Source organism: Pseudomonas sp. D(2018), assembly GCF_005502555.1.
GTDB classification, from domain to species: Bacteria; Pseudomonadota; Gammaproteobacteria; order Pseudomonadales; family Pseudomonadaceae; genus Metapseudomonas; species Metapseudomonas resinovorans.
This window is the reverse complement of sequence record NZ_SCOK01000002.1, coordinates 53,522-65,645: the sequence shown is the minus strand read 5'-3', so window position 1 is coordinate 65,645 and position 12,124 is coordinate 53,522. Positions and strand designations below refer to the sequence as shown.

The following is a 12,124-nucleotide window of genomic DNA, read 5'->3' as shown; positions in this document are numbered from 1 at the left end:
ACAGGGTTTACTTGTGATAAGGGTGGCCGGACAGCACAGTCCAGGCACGGTAGATCTGTTCACCAACAAGGATGCGGACCAGCGGATGCGGCAACGTCAGCGGCGACAGCGACCAGCGCTGCTCGCTACGGACGCAGACCTCCGGCGCCAGCCCTTCCGGGCCGCCGACCATCAGGTTGACAGTGCGCGAATCCAGGCGCCAGCGGTCCAGTTCAACCGCCAGTTGCTCGGTGCTCCAGGGTCGACCTTCGACTTCCAGGGTGACAATGCGTTCCCCCGGCTGCACTTTGGCCAGCATCGCCTCGCCTTCCTGGCGGATCATCCGCGCCACGTCGGCATTCTTGCCGCGCGTGGTCAGGGGAATTTCCACCAGTTCCAGGCTGAGCTCGGACGGCAGGCGTTTGACGTACTCCTGCCATCCCTCTTCCACCCAGCGCGGCATCCGCGTACCAACAGCAATCAGACGTAGACGCAAGGGATGCCCCGCTTACTCGTGGCTGTGGTGGGCGCGGCTCTGCTCGGCACCCTGCCACAGGCGCTCCAGGTCGTAGAACTGGCGGGTGGCGACCTGCATCACATGCACCACCACGTCGCCCAGGTCCAGCAGGGCCCACTCGCCGCCGTCCAGGCCTTCGCTACCCAGCGCGCGGACGCCTTGCTCCTTGACCTTCTCCAGCACGTTTTCGGCCAGGGATTTGACATGACGGCCAGAGGTACCGCTGGCGATCACCATGAAGTCGGTGATGCTGGTCTTGCCACGCACGTCGATGGTGGTGATTTCCTGACCTTTCAGGTCTTCCAGGGCCGCAATGGCGACCTTGACGAGTTCTTCGTTTTGCATCGGGTTCAACTACCTCAGTGAATCAGTTCGACGCACGGTACAAGTCGTGCGCATGGATATAGGCCAATACGGCGTCGGGCACGAGAAAGCGCACCGAGCGCCCCTCCCCCAGCAATTGGCGAATCTGGGTGGCGGAAATCGCCAGGGGCGTCTGCCAGACAAAGGCGATCTGCCCGGCAGGCCCCTGCAGGGAATGCGGATCGACCGCGCTGCGTGCGGCCAACAGGTCACGCAGGGTTTCCGGCGCCTCGCTGTCGGCGTCCGGACGCTGCAGGACCAGGATGTGGCAATGGTCCAGCAGCTCGCCCCAACGGTGCCAGCTCGGCAGACCGCAGAACGCGTCCCAGCCGACCAGCAGGAACAATTGATCTTCGGCATCCAGCTCGGCGCGCAGGGACTCCAGCGTTTCGATGGTCCAGGATGGCCGCTCGCGCTTGAGCTCGCGATCATCCACTGCCAATGGCGCGACACCTGTCACTGCCAGCTGCACCATCGCCAGGCGCTGGGATGCCGACACCTGAGGTGTTTCCCGGTGCGGCGGGCGCGCACTGGGAATCAGGCGCAACTCGTCGAAACCGAATTGCTCGGCCACTTCAACGGCACTCCGCAGGTGGCCGATATGCACGGGATCGAAGGTGCCGCCGAAGAGGCCGATGCGCTTGCCCATCAGGTGCGTACGTGACCGTCGCCGAAGACCACATACTTCTCGCTGGTCAGGCCTTCCAGACCGACCGGGCCACGGGCGTGCAGCTTGTCGGTGGAAATGCCGATCTCAGCGCCCAGGCCGTACTCGAAACCATCGGCAAAGCGGGTCGAGGCGTTGACCATCACCGAAGCGGAATCCACCTCGGTGAGGAAGCGCCGCGCATCGCTGAAGTTCTCGGTGATGATGGCGTCGGTGTGCTGCGAGCCGTAGGCATTGATGTGCTCGATGGCCTGGTCCAGGCCGTCGACGATGCGGATCGAGAGGATGGGCGCGTTGTACTCGGTGCGCCAGTCTTCCTCGGTCGCTTCCAGCACATCATTGCCCAGCAGCGCACGAGTGGCGGCGTCACCGCGCAGTTCAACACCCTTGTCGCGGTAGATGGCGGCCAGCGGCGGCAGCACGCGTGCGGCGATGCCGGCATGCACCAGTAGGGTTTCCATGGTGTTGCACGGCGCGTAACGCTGGGTCTTGGCGTTATCGGCCACGCGAATGGCCTTGTCGAGATCGGCGGCAATGTCGATGTAGACGTGGCAGATGCCGTCCAGGTGCTTGATCACCGGCACCTTGGCCTCGCGGCTGATGCGTTCGATCAGGCCCTTGCCACCGCGCGGAACGATCACGTCCACGTATTCCGGCATGCTGATCAGCGCGCCAACGGCGGCACGGTCGGTGGTTTCCACCACTTGCACCAGCTCGCTCGGCAGGCCGGCTTCAGCCAGGCCCTTCTGGATGCAGATGGCAATCGCCTGGTTGGAATGGATCGCCTCGGAACCGCCGCGCAGGATGGTGGCGTTGCCGGACTTAAGGCAAAGGCTGGCGGCATCGATGGTCACGTTCGGCCGCGACTCGTAGATGATCCCGATCACACCCAGCGGCACGCGCATCTTGCCCACCTGGATGCCGGACGGCAGATAGCGCATGTCGCGGATCTCGCCGATGGGGTCCGGCAGGGTGGCGACCTGGCGCAGGCCCTCGATCATGTCGTCGATGCGTGCCGGGGTCAGTGCCAGGCGGTCGAGCATGGCGGGGTCAAGGCCATTGGCGCGGCCGTTGGCCAGGTCCTGCTCATTGGCGGCGGTCAGCTCGGCACGAGCTGCATCCAGGGCATCGGCGGCAGCCAGCAGGGCGCGGTTCTTCTGCGCGGTGCTGGCGCGGGCGGCCACACGCGAGGCGGCGCGGGCGGCGCGGCCAAGGCGGGTCATGTAATCGAGAACGGACTCGGTCATGGTCTCGGGTTCTGGCGAAAGGAAAGCGGCTGATTATAGCGGTCGCGCTCGCCCGCGCCCAGCGGCGCCGGGCGGATGGTAGACAGGTCATTCCACGGGCCTTACCGGTAACGGTGCAGGCCGCGGCCCAGGCGGGCCGCGGCTGGGACGGTGACACCCGGAAAACACGCCCGCCCGAAGGTTGGGTAAACAAAAGTGTCTCCGCTGTTTACCTTCCAATTGCAGTCGTCGCAGAAGAACAAGAAGCGCCCCGGCGCCGGAGAATCCGCCATGCGTTACCAGACCGACTTCGCCGCCCAACAACTGGCCGACGCGCCCCGCACCATCCAGATCGGCCCCTGGACCCTGCACTATCAGGCCTTTTCGCAGCACGTTACGGACAAGCGCGAACCCATATTGATGCTTGGCGGCGCCTTCCAGAGCTTCCGCTCCTTCGGTGCCGAGGTGCAGGAGCTGCTGCCGCGCCACCCGGTGGTCCTCCTCGACCTGCCGAGCCAGGGCGGCAATCTGCAACTCGCGCCGGAGCTCTCTCTTGAACAACTGGCCGACCTGATCGCCGCCTTTGCCGAAGAATTCCAACTGCCGCCGCTGATGCCCATTGGCTTGTCCTATGGCTCGGCCCTGGCGGCATTGTTCGCGGTACGCCATCCGCAACGCTGCGCACGCTTATTGCTCGCGGGGATCACCGCATTCGGCCGTCCTGGCGCCCGGCGCATGCTGGAAGAAGGACTCGAACTGCTGTCCGAGGGCCAGGTGCTGCACTTCGCCCAAGGCGCCCTGACCGGTTTGATCAACCCGTTGCGCCTGGAGGAAACCGGCATCTCGCTGGTGTTCCGAAAGGCTCTTTTGCGGCAGATGCAGCGCCTTTCACCGCTGGAACTCGAACGTTACCGGCAGAACAGCCGCCGTCTGCTGGACTTCTCCGGCTTCGATCACCACCCAGCCTGCCCTACCCTGGTCCTGGCCGGCGAATACGATCATTTCACCCAGCCCTGGGAACATGCTGGCTTTGCCGCCGCCTGCGCCGATGCCGACTGCGCCCTTATCCACAACGGCGATCACCTGGCCCAGTTCGAACAACGCGAAGCCTGCGCCAGCTTCTATCGCCCCTTTCTCCAGGGCGTAGCCTTGCCGCTGGCGAACCCCGGCGCGACCCGCCTGGCACGCAACCGCCTGGATCACCTGGAACGACGCCAGGAGGCACGCGTAGCACCACTGAACCGGCGCGGCCGACTGCTGCATGCCGAGGCTGGCGAGTTCCATGTGGAGGTCAGCGAACTGGGCTTCTTTGGCGGGCTGGTGCGCGGCGAACTGCCGACCGATCTACCGAATCGGGGCTGGCGACTGCAAGCTGGCGACCTGCCGTCGCTGGATGCGCTTCCCTTGCGCCATGAAGGCGATAGCCTGGCCCTGGTCTTTCCCCACACCGACGCGCAGGCCAGCGACGCGCTGGCATCCCAGGTGGTCCAAACGGAACCACGGGCGGTGGCCTATGCCTGAGACATCAGGTACGAGCTTCCACCACCCGCACCAGCGCAGGCCAGGCATCCAGCGGGGCCGACTCAAGCTCCTTCGGGTCATGCACATTCACCTTGCCGAAACCACAGCCTTCGAACCCCTCGACTATGGCGGCGTCTCCCCGGTAGTGCAGGTAGTACCGGCCCCGGGTCAGACGGCCGACGAGGTCGATGCCCCAACGCAACTGACGGTAACGCGGATGCTCGCGCAGGTCGGGATAGAGGTCAGTGAGGTAAGTGGCCGATGGGAACTGGCGCAATTGCGTTGCCAGCCGGCTCCAGAAGGCCTCTATCACCGGCAGCTCGAAGTAGTTCACCAGCCCTTCGGTGATGACCAGCACCGGCTCGTCACGATTCAGCCCGGAGAACAGTGCCTGCAGGTCGTTCGCGTCCTGTTCGGCGAGGATATCCACAGGGCGCACCTGATGCCGTGAATCCAGCCAGCCTTCCTCGTGCAACAGCAGGCGCTTGCGGGCGGCCATGGGCGGCAGGTCGGCCTCCAGGTAACGCAGCTCCGGGTAGCGGGAGCAAAAACGCCGCCCCCGAGGAGACAGGCCGCAGGCAATCTCCACCACCTGGCGCACGCCACGCTGCTCGATGGCCTCGCGCAACAAAGCATCGATCAGCAGGTGACGCTGCAGGAGGAAACGCTCGACATCCAGCCCGAACGCCACCCGCGCCCCCCAACTGATGGGCGTCAGCACGCCATGGGCAAATCGCCCAAATGAAGTGACGAAAGGCTCTTCGGCCAAGTGGTGGCGATACCACACGTAACCGGTGTAGTGCGCACTGGGGGTGATGTGGGCACTGTCAAGACGGGCAGCTCGGGACATGGCAACGGGCTCTTGTTATTTTGCGTGACGATTCCGACGCCGGCGTTCAGCTTCGGCTCAGCATGCTTCCGTATAATCGCGAGCCTATTCCGACCCGTGACCCTGCGACAGCCCCATGTCCCGCGATCCCATCCTAAGTTTGCCCTGGCCCGGCGCCCGTCCACTGCCCGACGCCTTCTTCGACCGCGACGCCCAGCACGTCGCGCGGGAACTGCTGGGCAAAGTCATCCGTCACCGGGTCGACGGGCGCTGGTTGTCGGCACGCATCATCGAAACCGAGGCCTATTACCTGGTGGACAAGGGCAGCCACGCATCCCTCGGCTACACCAACAAGCGCCGCGCGCTGTTCCTCGATGGCGGACACATCTATATGTATTACGCCCGTGGCGGCGACTCACTGAACTTCAGCGCCCATGGCGCCGGTAACGCGGTGCTGATCAAATCCGGCCACCCGTGGGTCGACGCCATTTCCCCCGCCGACGCCCTGGCCACCATGCAACACAACAACCCCGACGCCCAGGGCCAGGCGCGCCCGGCCGAACGCCTCTGCGCCGGCCAGACCCTGCTGTGCAAGGCTCTCGGCCTCAAGGTACCGGTCTGGGACGGCCAGCGCTTCGACTGGCAACGCCTGTTCGTCGAAGACGTTGGCGAGCGCCCGACACGCATCATCCAGACCGCGCGCCTGGGCATTCCCCACGGCCGCGATGAACACCTGCCCTACCGCTTCGTCGATGCTGCCTACGCCCGCCATTGCTCGCGCAACCCACTGCGCCGCGGACAGGTCGAAGGACGCGACTACCTGCTGATCGAGGACAAACACCCATGAGTCAATGGTTCGACCAGGTCACCACCTGGCTAGGCGCCAACCCGGAATGGCTGGGCCTGGCGATCTTCCTGATCGCCTGCATCGAGTGCCTGGCCATCGCCGGCATTGTGGTGCCCGGCGTCGCCCTGCTGTTTGCCGTCGGCGTGATGGCCGGCAGCGGCGCCCTGGAACTCTGGGAAACCCTGCTCCTGGCCTACACCGGCGGCCTGCTGGGCGACCTGATTTCCTACGGCCTGGGCCGGCGTTTCCACCAGAACATCCGCGGGCTACCGCTGCTGCGCGACCACCCGGAGTGGATCAGCGGCGCGGAGAATTACTTTCAGCGATACGGCGTCGCCAGCCTGCTGGTGGGCCGTTACATCGGCCCGCTGCGTCCCATGTTGCCGATGGTGGCCGGCATGCTCGACATGCCCTTCCCGCGCTTCATTGCCGTCAGCATGCTCGCCGCCGCCGGCTGGGCGGTGGCCTACCTCCTGCCCGGCTGGGCCACGGGTGCGGCCCTGCGTCTGCCGCTGCCGGAGGGTTTCTGGGGCGAAGCGGGGGTGGTGATTGTCGTGGTACTGGCCATGCTCGGGCTGATCGTTCACAGCACCCTGCGCGAGAAACGCTCGGCCAATCCACTGGCGGCTGGGCTCTGCCTGCTGGCCCTGGCCGCCCTGCTGATCGGCTGGCCACATCTGCAAGCGCTGGATCAGGGGCTGATGTCTCTGGTCCAGGAACAGCGTCACACCAGCCTGGACCAACTGATGGTGCTGGTCACCCGCGTGGGCGACTTCAAGACCCAGCTCCTTGCCGGCGCCTTGCTCGCGACCTTGCTGCTGGTACTGCGTCAATGGCGCCCGGCCTGCTTCGCCATCGGCACCCTGGTGACCACGGCACTGGCCAACACCGGACTCAAGCATCTCTTTGCGCGGGCTCGGCCGGAGGTTCTCGCCGAGCCGCTGAACACTTTCAGCTTCCCCAGCGGGCACAGCTCAGCGGCCTTCGCCTTCTTCCTGGTGCTGGGCATTCTCGCTGGCCGCGGCCAGCCCGGGAGACTACGCCTGACCTGGCTCCTGCTGGCCAGCCTGCCGGCCCTGGCCATCGCCCTGTCTCGGGTCTATCTCGGCGTGCACTGGCCCACGGACATCCTCGCCGGCGGTCTGCTGGCAGGCGGAATCGCGGCCGCCGGGCTGGCGCTGATGCAACGCGCGGCGCCCCTGACGGCCATGAACCCACGTGTATGGGTGCTGATCCTGCCAGCCTGCCTGGCCCTGTTGGGCGGCATCGCAACCTGGGCCCTGCCGGATGCGCTGGCGCGCTACAGCTATTGAGGGACAGGCAAGCGCCTAAGCGATGGACTCACCCTGCAACTGGTCCAGCAAGCCCTGGAGGAAGTCCAGGCGCTCAACGGGATCGGCCAGGGTCAGCAGGTGCAGTTTTTCCTTGATGTGGAACGGCAACAGGTACGACAGCTGGTTAGCCAACGCCTGTTGCCCTTCCACCACTCCGCCCATGCCCAGCCCCTGGACCATGGGATGCTCGGCCAGGGCATTGAGCAATGCCGCCAGGTCAGCATGTTCCGGACGCAGCGGCCGCTCGGGCTCATCATCCAGCCACTCCACCTCGGCGAGGGTCAACTGATCACGTAGCACCTCCGCCTTGCCGACGTGGAAACGCCGGCCGCCCTCTACGCGGATGCCCAGCAAGCCGTTGGGGCGCTGCTGCCAGTCGCGGATCAACGCTTCGCAACCGATGGCAGCGAAGCGGCTGGCCGCCTCGCCGACCTCCTGGCCTTCGAGAATGCAGACCACGCCGAAGCCCTCGCCCTGCTTCATGCAGCGCCCGATCATGTCCAGGTAGCGTGCTTCGAATATCTGCAGGTCAAGCGCGCAGCCCGGAAACAGCACAGTGTTGAGCGGAAACAACGGCAACTTCATGCATCGACCTCAAGCAATCATGGCAACGACGAGCGGCAGCAATACCGCAGTGGCAACGCCCATCAGGCTCATTGCCAGGGCGGCGAAAGCACCGCACTCCTCGCCTTCCTGCAATGCCCGCGCAGTACCCACGGCATGGGCAGTGAGCCCCAGTGCCATGCCCTGGGCAGCGGGATGACGCACGCCACAGCGGCGCAGCAGTTCCGGTCCGAGGATCGCGCCCAGCACGCCGGTGATCAGCACGAACACGGCCGCCAGGGCCGCTACCCCACCGAGCTGCTCGGCCACCAGCATCGCGATGGGCGAAGTCACCGACTTCGGCAACAGCGTCATCAGCACCATGCGCTCGGTGCCGAACCACCAGCCCAGCGCAGCTACCGACAGCGTAGCGAAGAGCCCGCCGAACACCAGCGTCAGCAGGGTTGGCCAGAACAACTGGCGAATCCGCCGCAGGTTGAGAAATAGCGGCACCGCCAACGCCACGGTGGCCGGGCCGAGGAAGACCGTCAGCAACTGGGTGCTCTCACGGTATTCCTGATAGCTGATGCCGAAGGCCAGCAGCACGCCGATCAGCAGCAACATGGACAGCAGCACCGGCTGCAAGAACACCCAGCGGGTCTTCTCGTAGGCGGCCAGGGCCAGTTGGTACGCCGCCAGGGTCACGCCGAAACCGAACAACGGATGGTGCACCACCGCCTGCACCGCGGCTTGCCAGTCGAGGTTCATGCGTCCTCCCGGCGGCGCACCTGGCGATCGATCAGCTTCTGCATCAACCAGCCGCAGAAGAGGAACGCCGCCAGCAGCGACAGCACCAGAGCGCCGGCTATGGCCCAGAAGTCCGCCCAGATGGCCTGGGCATAAACCATCACGCCCACCGCCGGCGGCACCAGCAGCAGCGGCAGGTATCGCAACAGGCTGCTGGCGGCCAGGCTCAGAGGCTCGCTCACCTCGCCACGCACCAGTAAATAGAGAAAGAGCAGCACCAGGCCGATGATGGGCCCGGGCAGCATGGACAGGAACAGGGCATTGAGCCCGCTACCGATCAGCTGGAACAGCACCAGCAAGGTCAGTCCGCGCAACAGCATGAAAATCTCCATGGGTCAGGTCCGGTCGGGCGGGCTTCGGCCGGGACGGGGCATTATAGGCTTGCCTGCCCTCACGCTATAACCCGCCATTCGCAGGGGGCATGCCGTCTTGACCGGGCCCGCCCGACATGCTGATCTACGCCCTGCACGCAAGGGAGGGGCAAAGCCCCCGGATTACAAAAATTACAACACTGCATCCACGGAGGATGACGCATGGCGTTCGTACCAGTAGCTGAACTGAAGAACTACGTTGGCAAGGAACTGGGCCACTCGGACTGGGTGACCATTGACCAGAACCGCATCAACCAGTTCGCCGAGTGCACCGAAGACCACCAGTTCATCCATGTCGACCCGGAGCGCGCCAAGCAGACGCCCTTCGGCTCCACCATCGCCCACGGCTTCCTCAGCCTGTCGCTGATTCCCAAGTTGATCGACGGCCTGCTGGTCCTGCCCGAAGGCGTGAAGATGGTGGTCAACTACGGCCTGGACACAGTGCGCTTCATCCAGCCGGTGAAGGTGGACTCCCGCGTGCGACTGGCCGTGAAGGTCATCGACATCACCGAGAAGAACCCCGGCCAGTGGCTGATCAAAGCCCTCTGCACCCTCGAAATCGAAGGCCAGCAGAAGCCCGCCTACATCGCCGAATCCCTGAGCCTCTGCTTCGTCTGAGCCAGAGACCAACGGTAAAAAAGCCCGCAATCGCGGGCTTTTTTGCGCCACACTGAAAGGCAGATGCTTGGACAAGGACACCCAATGAAACCGCTTCTGCCCCTGACCCTCGCCCTGCTGCTCACGGCCTGCGGAGAGGGAGAGCCACTGACCCCGCCGGACGCCCGCCTGCCGGACGGCTCCCGTTATCGCGGCGAACTGGTCAACGGTCTACTGCAGGGGCCTGGGCGCCTGGATTACAACAACGGCACCTGGTTCGAAGGTCAGTTCAAGGACGGCCAGCCGGAAGGTCGGGGCGAATGGCACGGCCCCAACGGCCTGGTCTATTCCGGCGAATTCAAGGCCGGCCTGTTTCACGGCCAAGGGCGCCTCGGCTACGGCAATGGCACCACCTACGAAGGCGGTTTCGCCCGCAACCAGTTCGATGGCGAAGGCACCCTGCGCCAGGGTGACGTGACCTATCGCGGCCAGTTCCGCAACGACAAGTACCAAGGCTTCGGCAGCCTCGAATGGCCAGACGGCAGCAACTACCAGGGCCTGTTCCGCGCCGGTCAGCCGGACGGCGAAGGCGTTCGTACCGACGAGGCTGGCAACCGCTTCAGCGGACGCTTCAAGAAGGGACAACTGCAAGGACAGGGCGCCTACCAGGGCGAAGACGGCTCCCACTACATCGGCGAATTCAAGAACAGCCTGTTCGACGGCAAGGGGCGTTTCACCAGTGCTGATGGCGATGTCTGGAGCGGTACCTTCAAGGAAGGCAACCTGATTGGCCAGGGCGAGTTCATCGGTGCCGATGGCAGCCATTACCAGGGTCACTTCCGGCACTGGCGCTACCAGGGCGAGGGCACGCTGTCGCTGGCCGACGGCAGCCGCTACCACGGCCATTTCAACGACGGGCTCTACAGCGGCATCGGCAGCCTGACTCAATCGGATGGCAAGCTTGAGACCGGCATCTGGCAGGACGGCACTCGCATCCGCGACGAACAGGGCAAGGCCCTGCCTAATCCCCTGGAACTCGGCCTGCTGGCCCAGGGCCGCTTGCTCGATCAGGCGATCGACGCGCTGCCGGCCTCCACGCCTGCGGTGGAGCTCTATTCCATCATGCTCGCCGGCGACGGTCGTCAGAGCGTGTTCCTGCGTGAAGTGGACTACGTCTCCAAACTCCTGGCCGAACGCTTCGGCGCCCACGGCCAGATCAACCTGGTCAACCACCGCGAACACATGGCCAACCGCCCCCTGGCCACCCGCGAAAGCCTGTCCCGCTCGATCCAGGCCGTCGCCAGGCGAAGTGGCCCGGAAGACCTCGTCTTCATCTACCTGACCAGCCACGGCTCACCGACCCACGAACTGGCCCTGGAGCAACCCGGCCTCCAGCTCGGCCACCTGCCGGCGCAGGAACTTGCCGACCTGCTTGCTCCCCTCAAGGACAGGTACAAGGTGCTGGTGATCTCCGCCTGCTACTCCGGCGGCTTCATTCCACCGTTGAAGGACGAGAAGACCCTGATCATGACGGCGGCCCGCTCCGACCGCGTGTCCTTTGGCTGCTCCGAGGAGAGCGACTTCACCTACTTCGGGCGCGCCCTGTTCGCCGACGCCTTCAGCGAGACGGACGATCTGGAACGTGCATTCGGAATCGCCAAGGAGAAAGTCGCCGAGCGCGAGAAGGCCGACGACTTCGAAGCCTCGGAACCGCAGATCTGGGCTCCCAAGGCCGTCACTGCCCGCTGGCGCGCACTACGCGAGCATCAGGCGGAGCAGGCTCTGACGGCCCAAAGCGCCGCGAACCCCGACAAAACCGTGCGTAGCCACTAAGCTCAGCGTGTATCAGCGGAGAAACAGCATGCATTTGACGCCCCAGCACATACTGCTCGCCGGCGCCACTGGTCTGACCGGCGAGCACCTGCTTGACCGGCTACTCAACGAACCCACGGTCGCCCGAGTCCTGGCGCCGACCCGTCGCCCACTGGCCGAGCACCCGCACCTGAAGAACCCTGTCGGTCCGCTGGCCGAACTGCTGCCGCAGCTGGAAGACCGGGTTGACGTCGCCTTCTGCTGCCTGGGCAGTACCATTCGCCAGGCCGGCTCCCAGGAAGCCTTTCGCGCGGTGGACCTGGAGCTGGTCCTGGACGTCGCCCGGCGCGCCCGTGAACTGGGCGCACGGCACTTCATCGTGATCAGCGCGGTAGGCGCCAATCGCACATCCTCGATCTTCTACAACAAGGTCAAGGGCGAGATGGAAGAAGCCCTCAAAGCCATGGACTGGCCGCAGCTGACCATCGCCCGCCCCTCACTGCTATTGGGGCCGCGTAGCGAGTTCCGCCTCGGCGAACGCCTGGCCGCGGCCTTCATGCGATGGCTGCCGGGAAAATACCGCGGCATCGGCGTCTGCACGCTGGCCCGTGCGCTCTGGCGTCTGGCGCTCGAAGAAGAAGACGGCGTACGCATCATCGAGTCGGATGAGTTGCGCCGCCTCGGTCGTTGACGACGACCTGTGATTGGCCG

At 65.1% G+C, this 12,124-nt stretch carries 14 protein-coding genes; 6 read left to right on the top strand and 8 right to left on the bottom strand.

Going from position 1 to position 12,124, the window contains the following annotated elements; translation table 11 throughout:
* Nucleotides 1-7: 7 nt before the first annotated feature.
* Genes rlmH through FFS60_RS01970 form a run of 4 tightly spaced genes read right to left on the bottom strand, consistent with a single transcriptional unit; the run spans nt 8 to nt 2,773 of the window.
* Entirely contained in the window at nt 8-475 is a 468-nt protein-coding gene (gene rlmH, locus FFS60_RS01985; RefSeq protein ID WP_028631405.1) for a 23S rRNA (pseudouridine(1915)-N(3))-methyltransferase RlmH, read from the bottom strand.
* 12 nt (nt 476-487) lie between these two features.
* A complete protein-coding gene (gene rsfS, locus FFS60_RS01980) occupies nt 488-841 on the bottom strand; it encodes a ribosome silencing factor (protein ID WP_028631404.1) in 354 nt (117 codons plus the stop codon).
* Between the two features lie 22 nt (nt 842-863).
* Nucleotides 864-1,508 carry a nicotinate-nucleotide adenylyltransferase gene (nadD, locus tag FFS60_RS01975; protein WP_137820983.1) on the bottom strand — a complete coding sequence of 215 codons (645 nt, stop codon included), beginning with the start codon at nt 1,506-1,508 and terminating at the stop codon, nt 864-866.
* Nucleotides 1,508-2,773, bottom strand: a complete 1,266-nt coding sequence (locus tag FFS60_RS01970) for a glutamate-5-semialdehyde dehydrogenase (protein ID WP_137820982.1) — start codon at nt 2,771-2,773, stop codon at nt 1,508-1,510. Before FFS60_RS01970 ends, nadD begins: the two co-directional genes overlap by 1 nt.
* A gap of 270 nt (nt 2,774-3,043) precedes the next feature.
* Between FFS60_RS01970 and FFS60_RS01965 the strand changes: the two genes are divergently transcribed.
* Entirely contained in the window at nt 3,044-4,273 is a 1,230-nt protein-coding gene (locus FFS60_RS01965; protein ID WP_137820981.1) for an alpha/beta fold hydrolase, read from the top strand.
* 4 nt (nt 4,274-4,277) lie between these two features.
* Here the strand turns inward: FFS60_RS01965 and FFS60_RS01960 are convergent, their stop codons facing one another.
* The gene (locus tag FFS60_RS01960) at nt 4,278-5,123 is read right to left on the bottom strand and encodes a class I SAM-dependent methyltransferase (protein WP_137820980.1); all 846 of its coding nucleotides are present in this window, start codon (nt 5,121-5,123) and stop codon (nt 4,278-4,280) included.
* Nucleotides 5,124-5,238: 115 nt separating this feature from the next.
* On the opposite strand from FFS60_RS01960, the gene FFS60_RS01955 reads away from it, so the two are divergent.
* Together FFS60_RS01955 and FFS60_RS01950 are read left to right on the top strand one after the other, a co-directional pair.
* Entirely contained in the window at nt 5,239-5,949 is a 711-nt protein-coding gene (locus tag FFS60_RS01955) for a DNA-3-methyladenine glycosylase (protein ID WP_137820979.1), read from the top strand.
* Nucleotides 5,946-7,262, top strand: a complete 1,317-nt coding sequence (locus tag FFS60_RS01950; RefSeq protein WP_028631398.1) for a bifunctional DedA family/phosphatase PAP2 family protein — start codon at nt 5,946-5,948, stop codon at nt 7,260-7,262. The genes FFS60_RS01955 and FFS60_RS01950 overlap by 4 nt, the downstream gene beginning before the upstream one ends.
* A 15-nt stretch (nt 7,263-7,277) precedes the next feature.
* Here FFS60_RS01950 and FFS60_RS01945 read toward each other — a convergent pair whose 3' ends face one another.
* The 3 genes from FFS60_RS01945 to FFS60_RS01935 are packed head-to-tail and all read right to left on the bottom strand — an operon-like array spanning nt 7,278 to nt 8,953.
* A complete protein-coding gene (locus FFS60_RS01945) occupies nt 7,278-7,868 on the bottom strand; it encodes an LON peptidase substrate-binding domain-containing protein (RefSeq protein WP_028631397.1) in 591 nt (196 codons plus the stop codon).
* Nucleotides 7,869-7,877: 9 nt separating this feature from the next.
* Complete coding sequence (locus FFS60_RS01940; RefSeq protein WP_028631396.1) at nt 7,878-8,594, bottom strand: LrgB family protein; 717 nt, start codon at nt 8,592-8,594, stop codon at nt 7,878-7,880.
* A complete protein-coding gene (locus FFS60_RS01935) occupies nt 8,591-8,953 on the bottom strand; it encodes a CidA/LrgA family protein (RefSeq protein WP_028631395.1) in 363 nt (120 codons plus the stop codon). Before FFS60_RS01935 ends, FFS60_RS01940 begins: the two co-directional genes overlap by 4 nt.
* 213 nt (nt 8,954-9,166) lie before the next feature.
* On the opposite strand from FFS60_RS01935, the gene FFS60_RS01930 reads away from it, so the two are divergent.
* From FFS60_RS01930 to FFS60_RS01920, 3 genes are all read left to right on the top strand, one after another.
* Nucleotides 9,167-9,622 (top strand): MaoC family dehydratase, encoded by a 456-nt coding sequence (locus tag FFS60_RS01930; RefSeq protein WP_028631394.1) that lies wholly within the window; start codon nt 9,167-9,169, stop codon nt 9,620-9,622.
* 84 nt (nt 9,623-9,706) lie between these two features.
* Nucleotides 9,707-11,434, top strand: coding sequence for a C13 family peptidase (locus tag FFS60_RS01925; RefSeq protein ID WP_137820978.1), 1,728 nt, complete (start codon nt 9,707-9,709; stop codon nt 11,432-11,434).
* Between the two features lie 28 nt (nt 11,435-11,462).
* Nucleotides 11,463-12,104 carry an oxidoreductase gene (locus tag FFS60_RS01920; protein WP_137820977.1) on the top strand — a complete coding sequence of 214 codons (642 nt, stop codon included), beginning with the start codon at nt 11,463-11,465 and terminating at the stop codon, nt 12,102-12,104.
* Nucleotides 12,105-12,124 lie beyond the last annotated feature (20 nt).

What these genes read in the sequence shown, in the direction of transcription:
- rsfS (WP_028631404.1), bottom strand. Translation starts at nt 841, where the DNA reads ATGCAAAACGAAGAACTCGTCAAGGTCGCCATTGCGGCCCTGGAAGAC.
- nadD (WP_137820983.1), bottom strand. Translation starts at nt 1,508, where the DNA reads ATGGGCAAGCGCATCGGCCTCTTCGGCGGCACCTTCGATCCCGTGCAT.
- FFS60_RS01970 (WP_137820982.1), bottom strand. Translation starts at nt 2,773, where the DNA reads ATGACCGAGTCCGTTCTCGATTACATGACCCGCCTTGGCCGCGCCGCC.
- FFS60_RS01965 (WP_137820981.1), top strand. Translation starts at nt 3,044, where the DNA reads ATGCGTTACCAGACCGACTTCGCCGCCCAACAACTGGCCGACGCGCCC.
- FFS60_RS01960 (WP_137820980.1), bottom strand. Translation starts at nt 5,123, where the DNA reads ATGTCCCGAGCTGCCCGTCTTGACAGTGCCCACATCACCCCCAGTGCG.
- FFS60_RS01955 (WP_137820979.1), top strand. Translation starts at nt 5,239, where the DNA reads ATGTCCCGCGATCCCATCCTAAGTTTGCCCTGGCCCGGCGCCCGTCCA.
- FFS60_RS01950 (WP_028631398.1), top strand. Translation starts at nt 5,946, where the DNA reads ATGAGTCAATGGTTCGACCAGGTCACCACCTGGCTAGGCGCCAACCCG.
- FFS60_RS01945 (WP_028631397.1), bottom strand. Translation starts at nt 7,868, where the DNA reads ATGAAGTTGCCGTTGTTTCCGCTCAACACTGTGCTGTTTCCGGGCTGC.
- FFS60_RS01940 (WP_028631396.1), bottom strand. Translation starts at nt 8,594, where the DNA reads ATGAACCTCGACTGGCAAGCCGCGGTGCAGGCGGTGGTGCACCATCCG.
- FFS60_RS01935 (WP_028631395.1), bottom strand. Translation starts at nt 8,953, where the DNA reads ATGCTGTTGCGCGGACTGACCTTGCTGGTGCTGTTCCAGCTGATCGGT.
- FFS60_RS01930 (WP_028631394.1), top strand. Translation starts at nt 9,167, where the DNA reads ATGGCGTTCGTACCAGTAGCTGAACTGAAGAACTACGTTGGCAAGGAA.
- FFS60_RS01925 (WP_137820978.1), top strand. Translation starts at nt 9,707, where the DNA reads ATGAAACCGCTTCTGCCCCTGACCCTCGCCCTGCTGCTCACGGCCTGC.
- FFS60_RS01920 (WP_137820977.1), top strand. Translation starts at nt 11,463, where the DNA reads ATGCATTTGACGCCCCAGCACATACTGCTCGCCGGCGCCACTGGTCTG.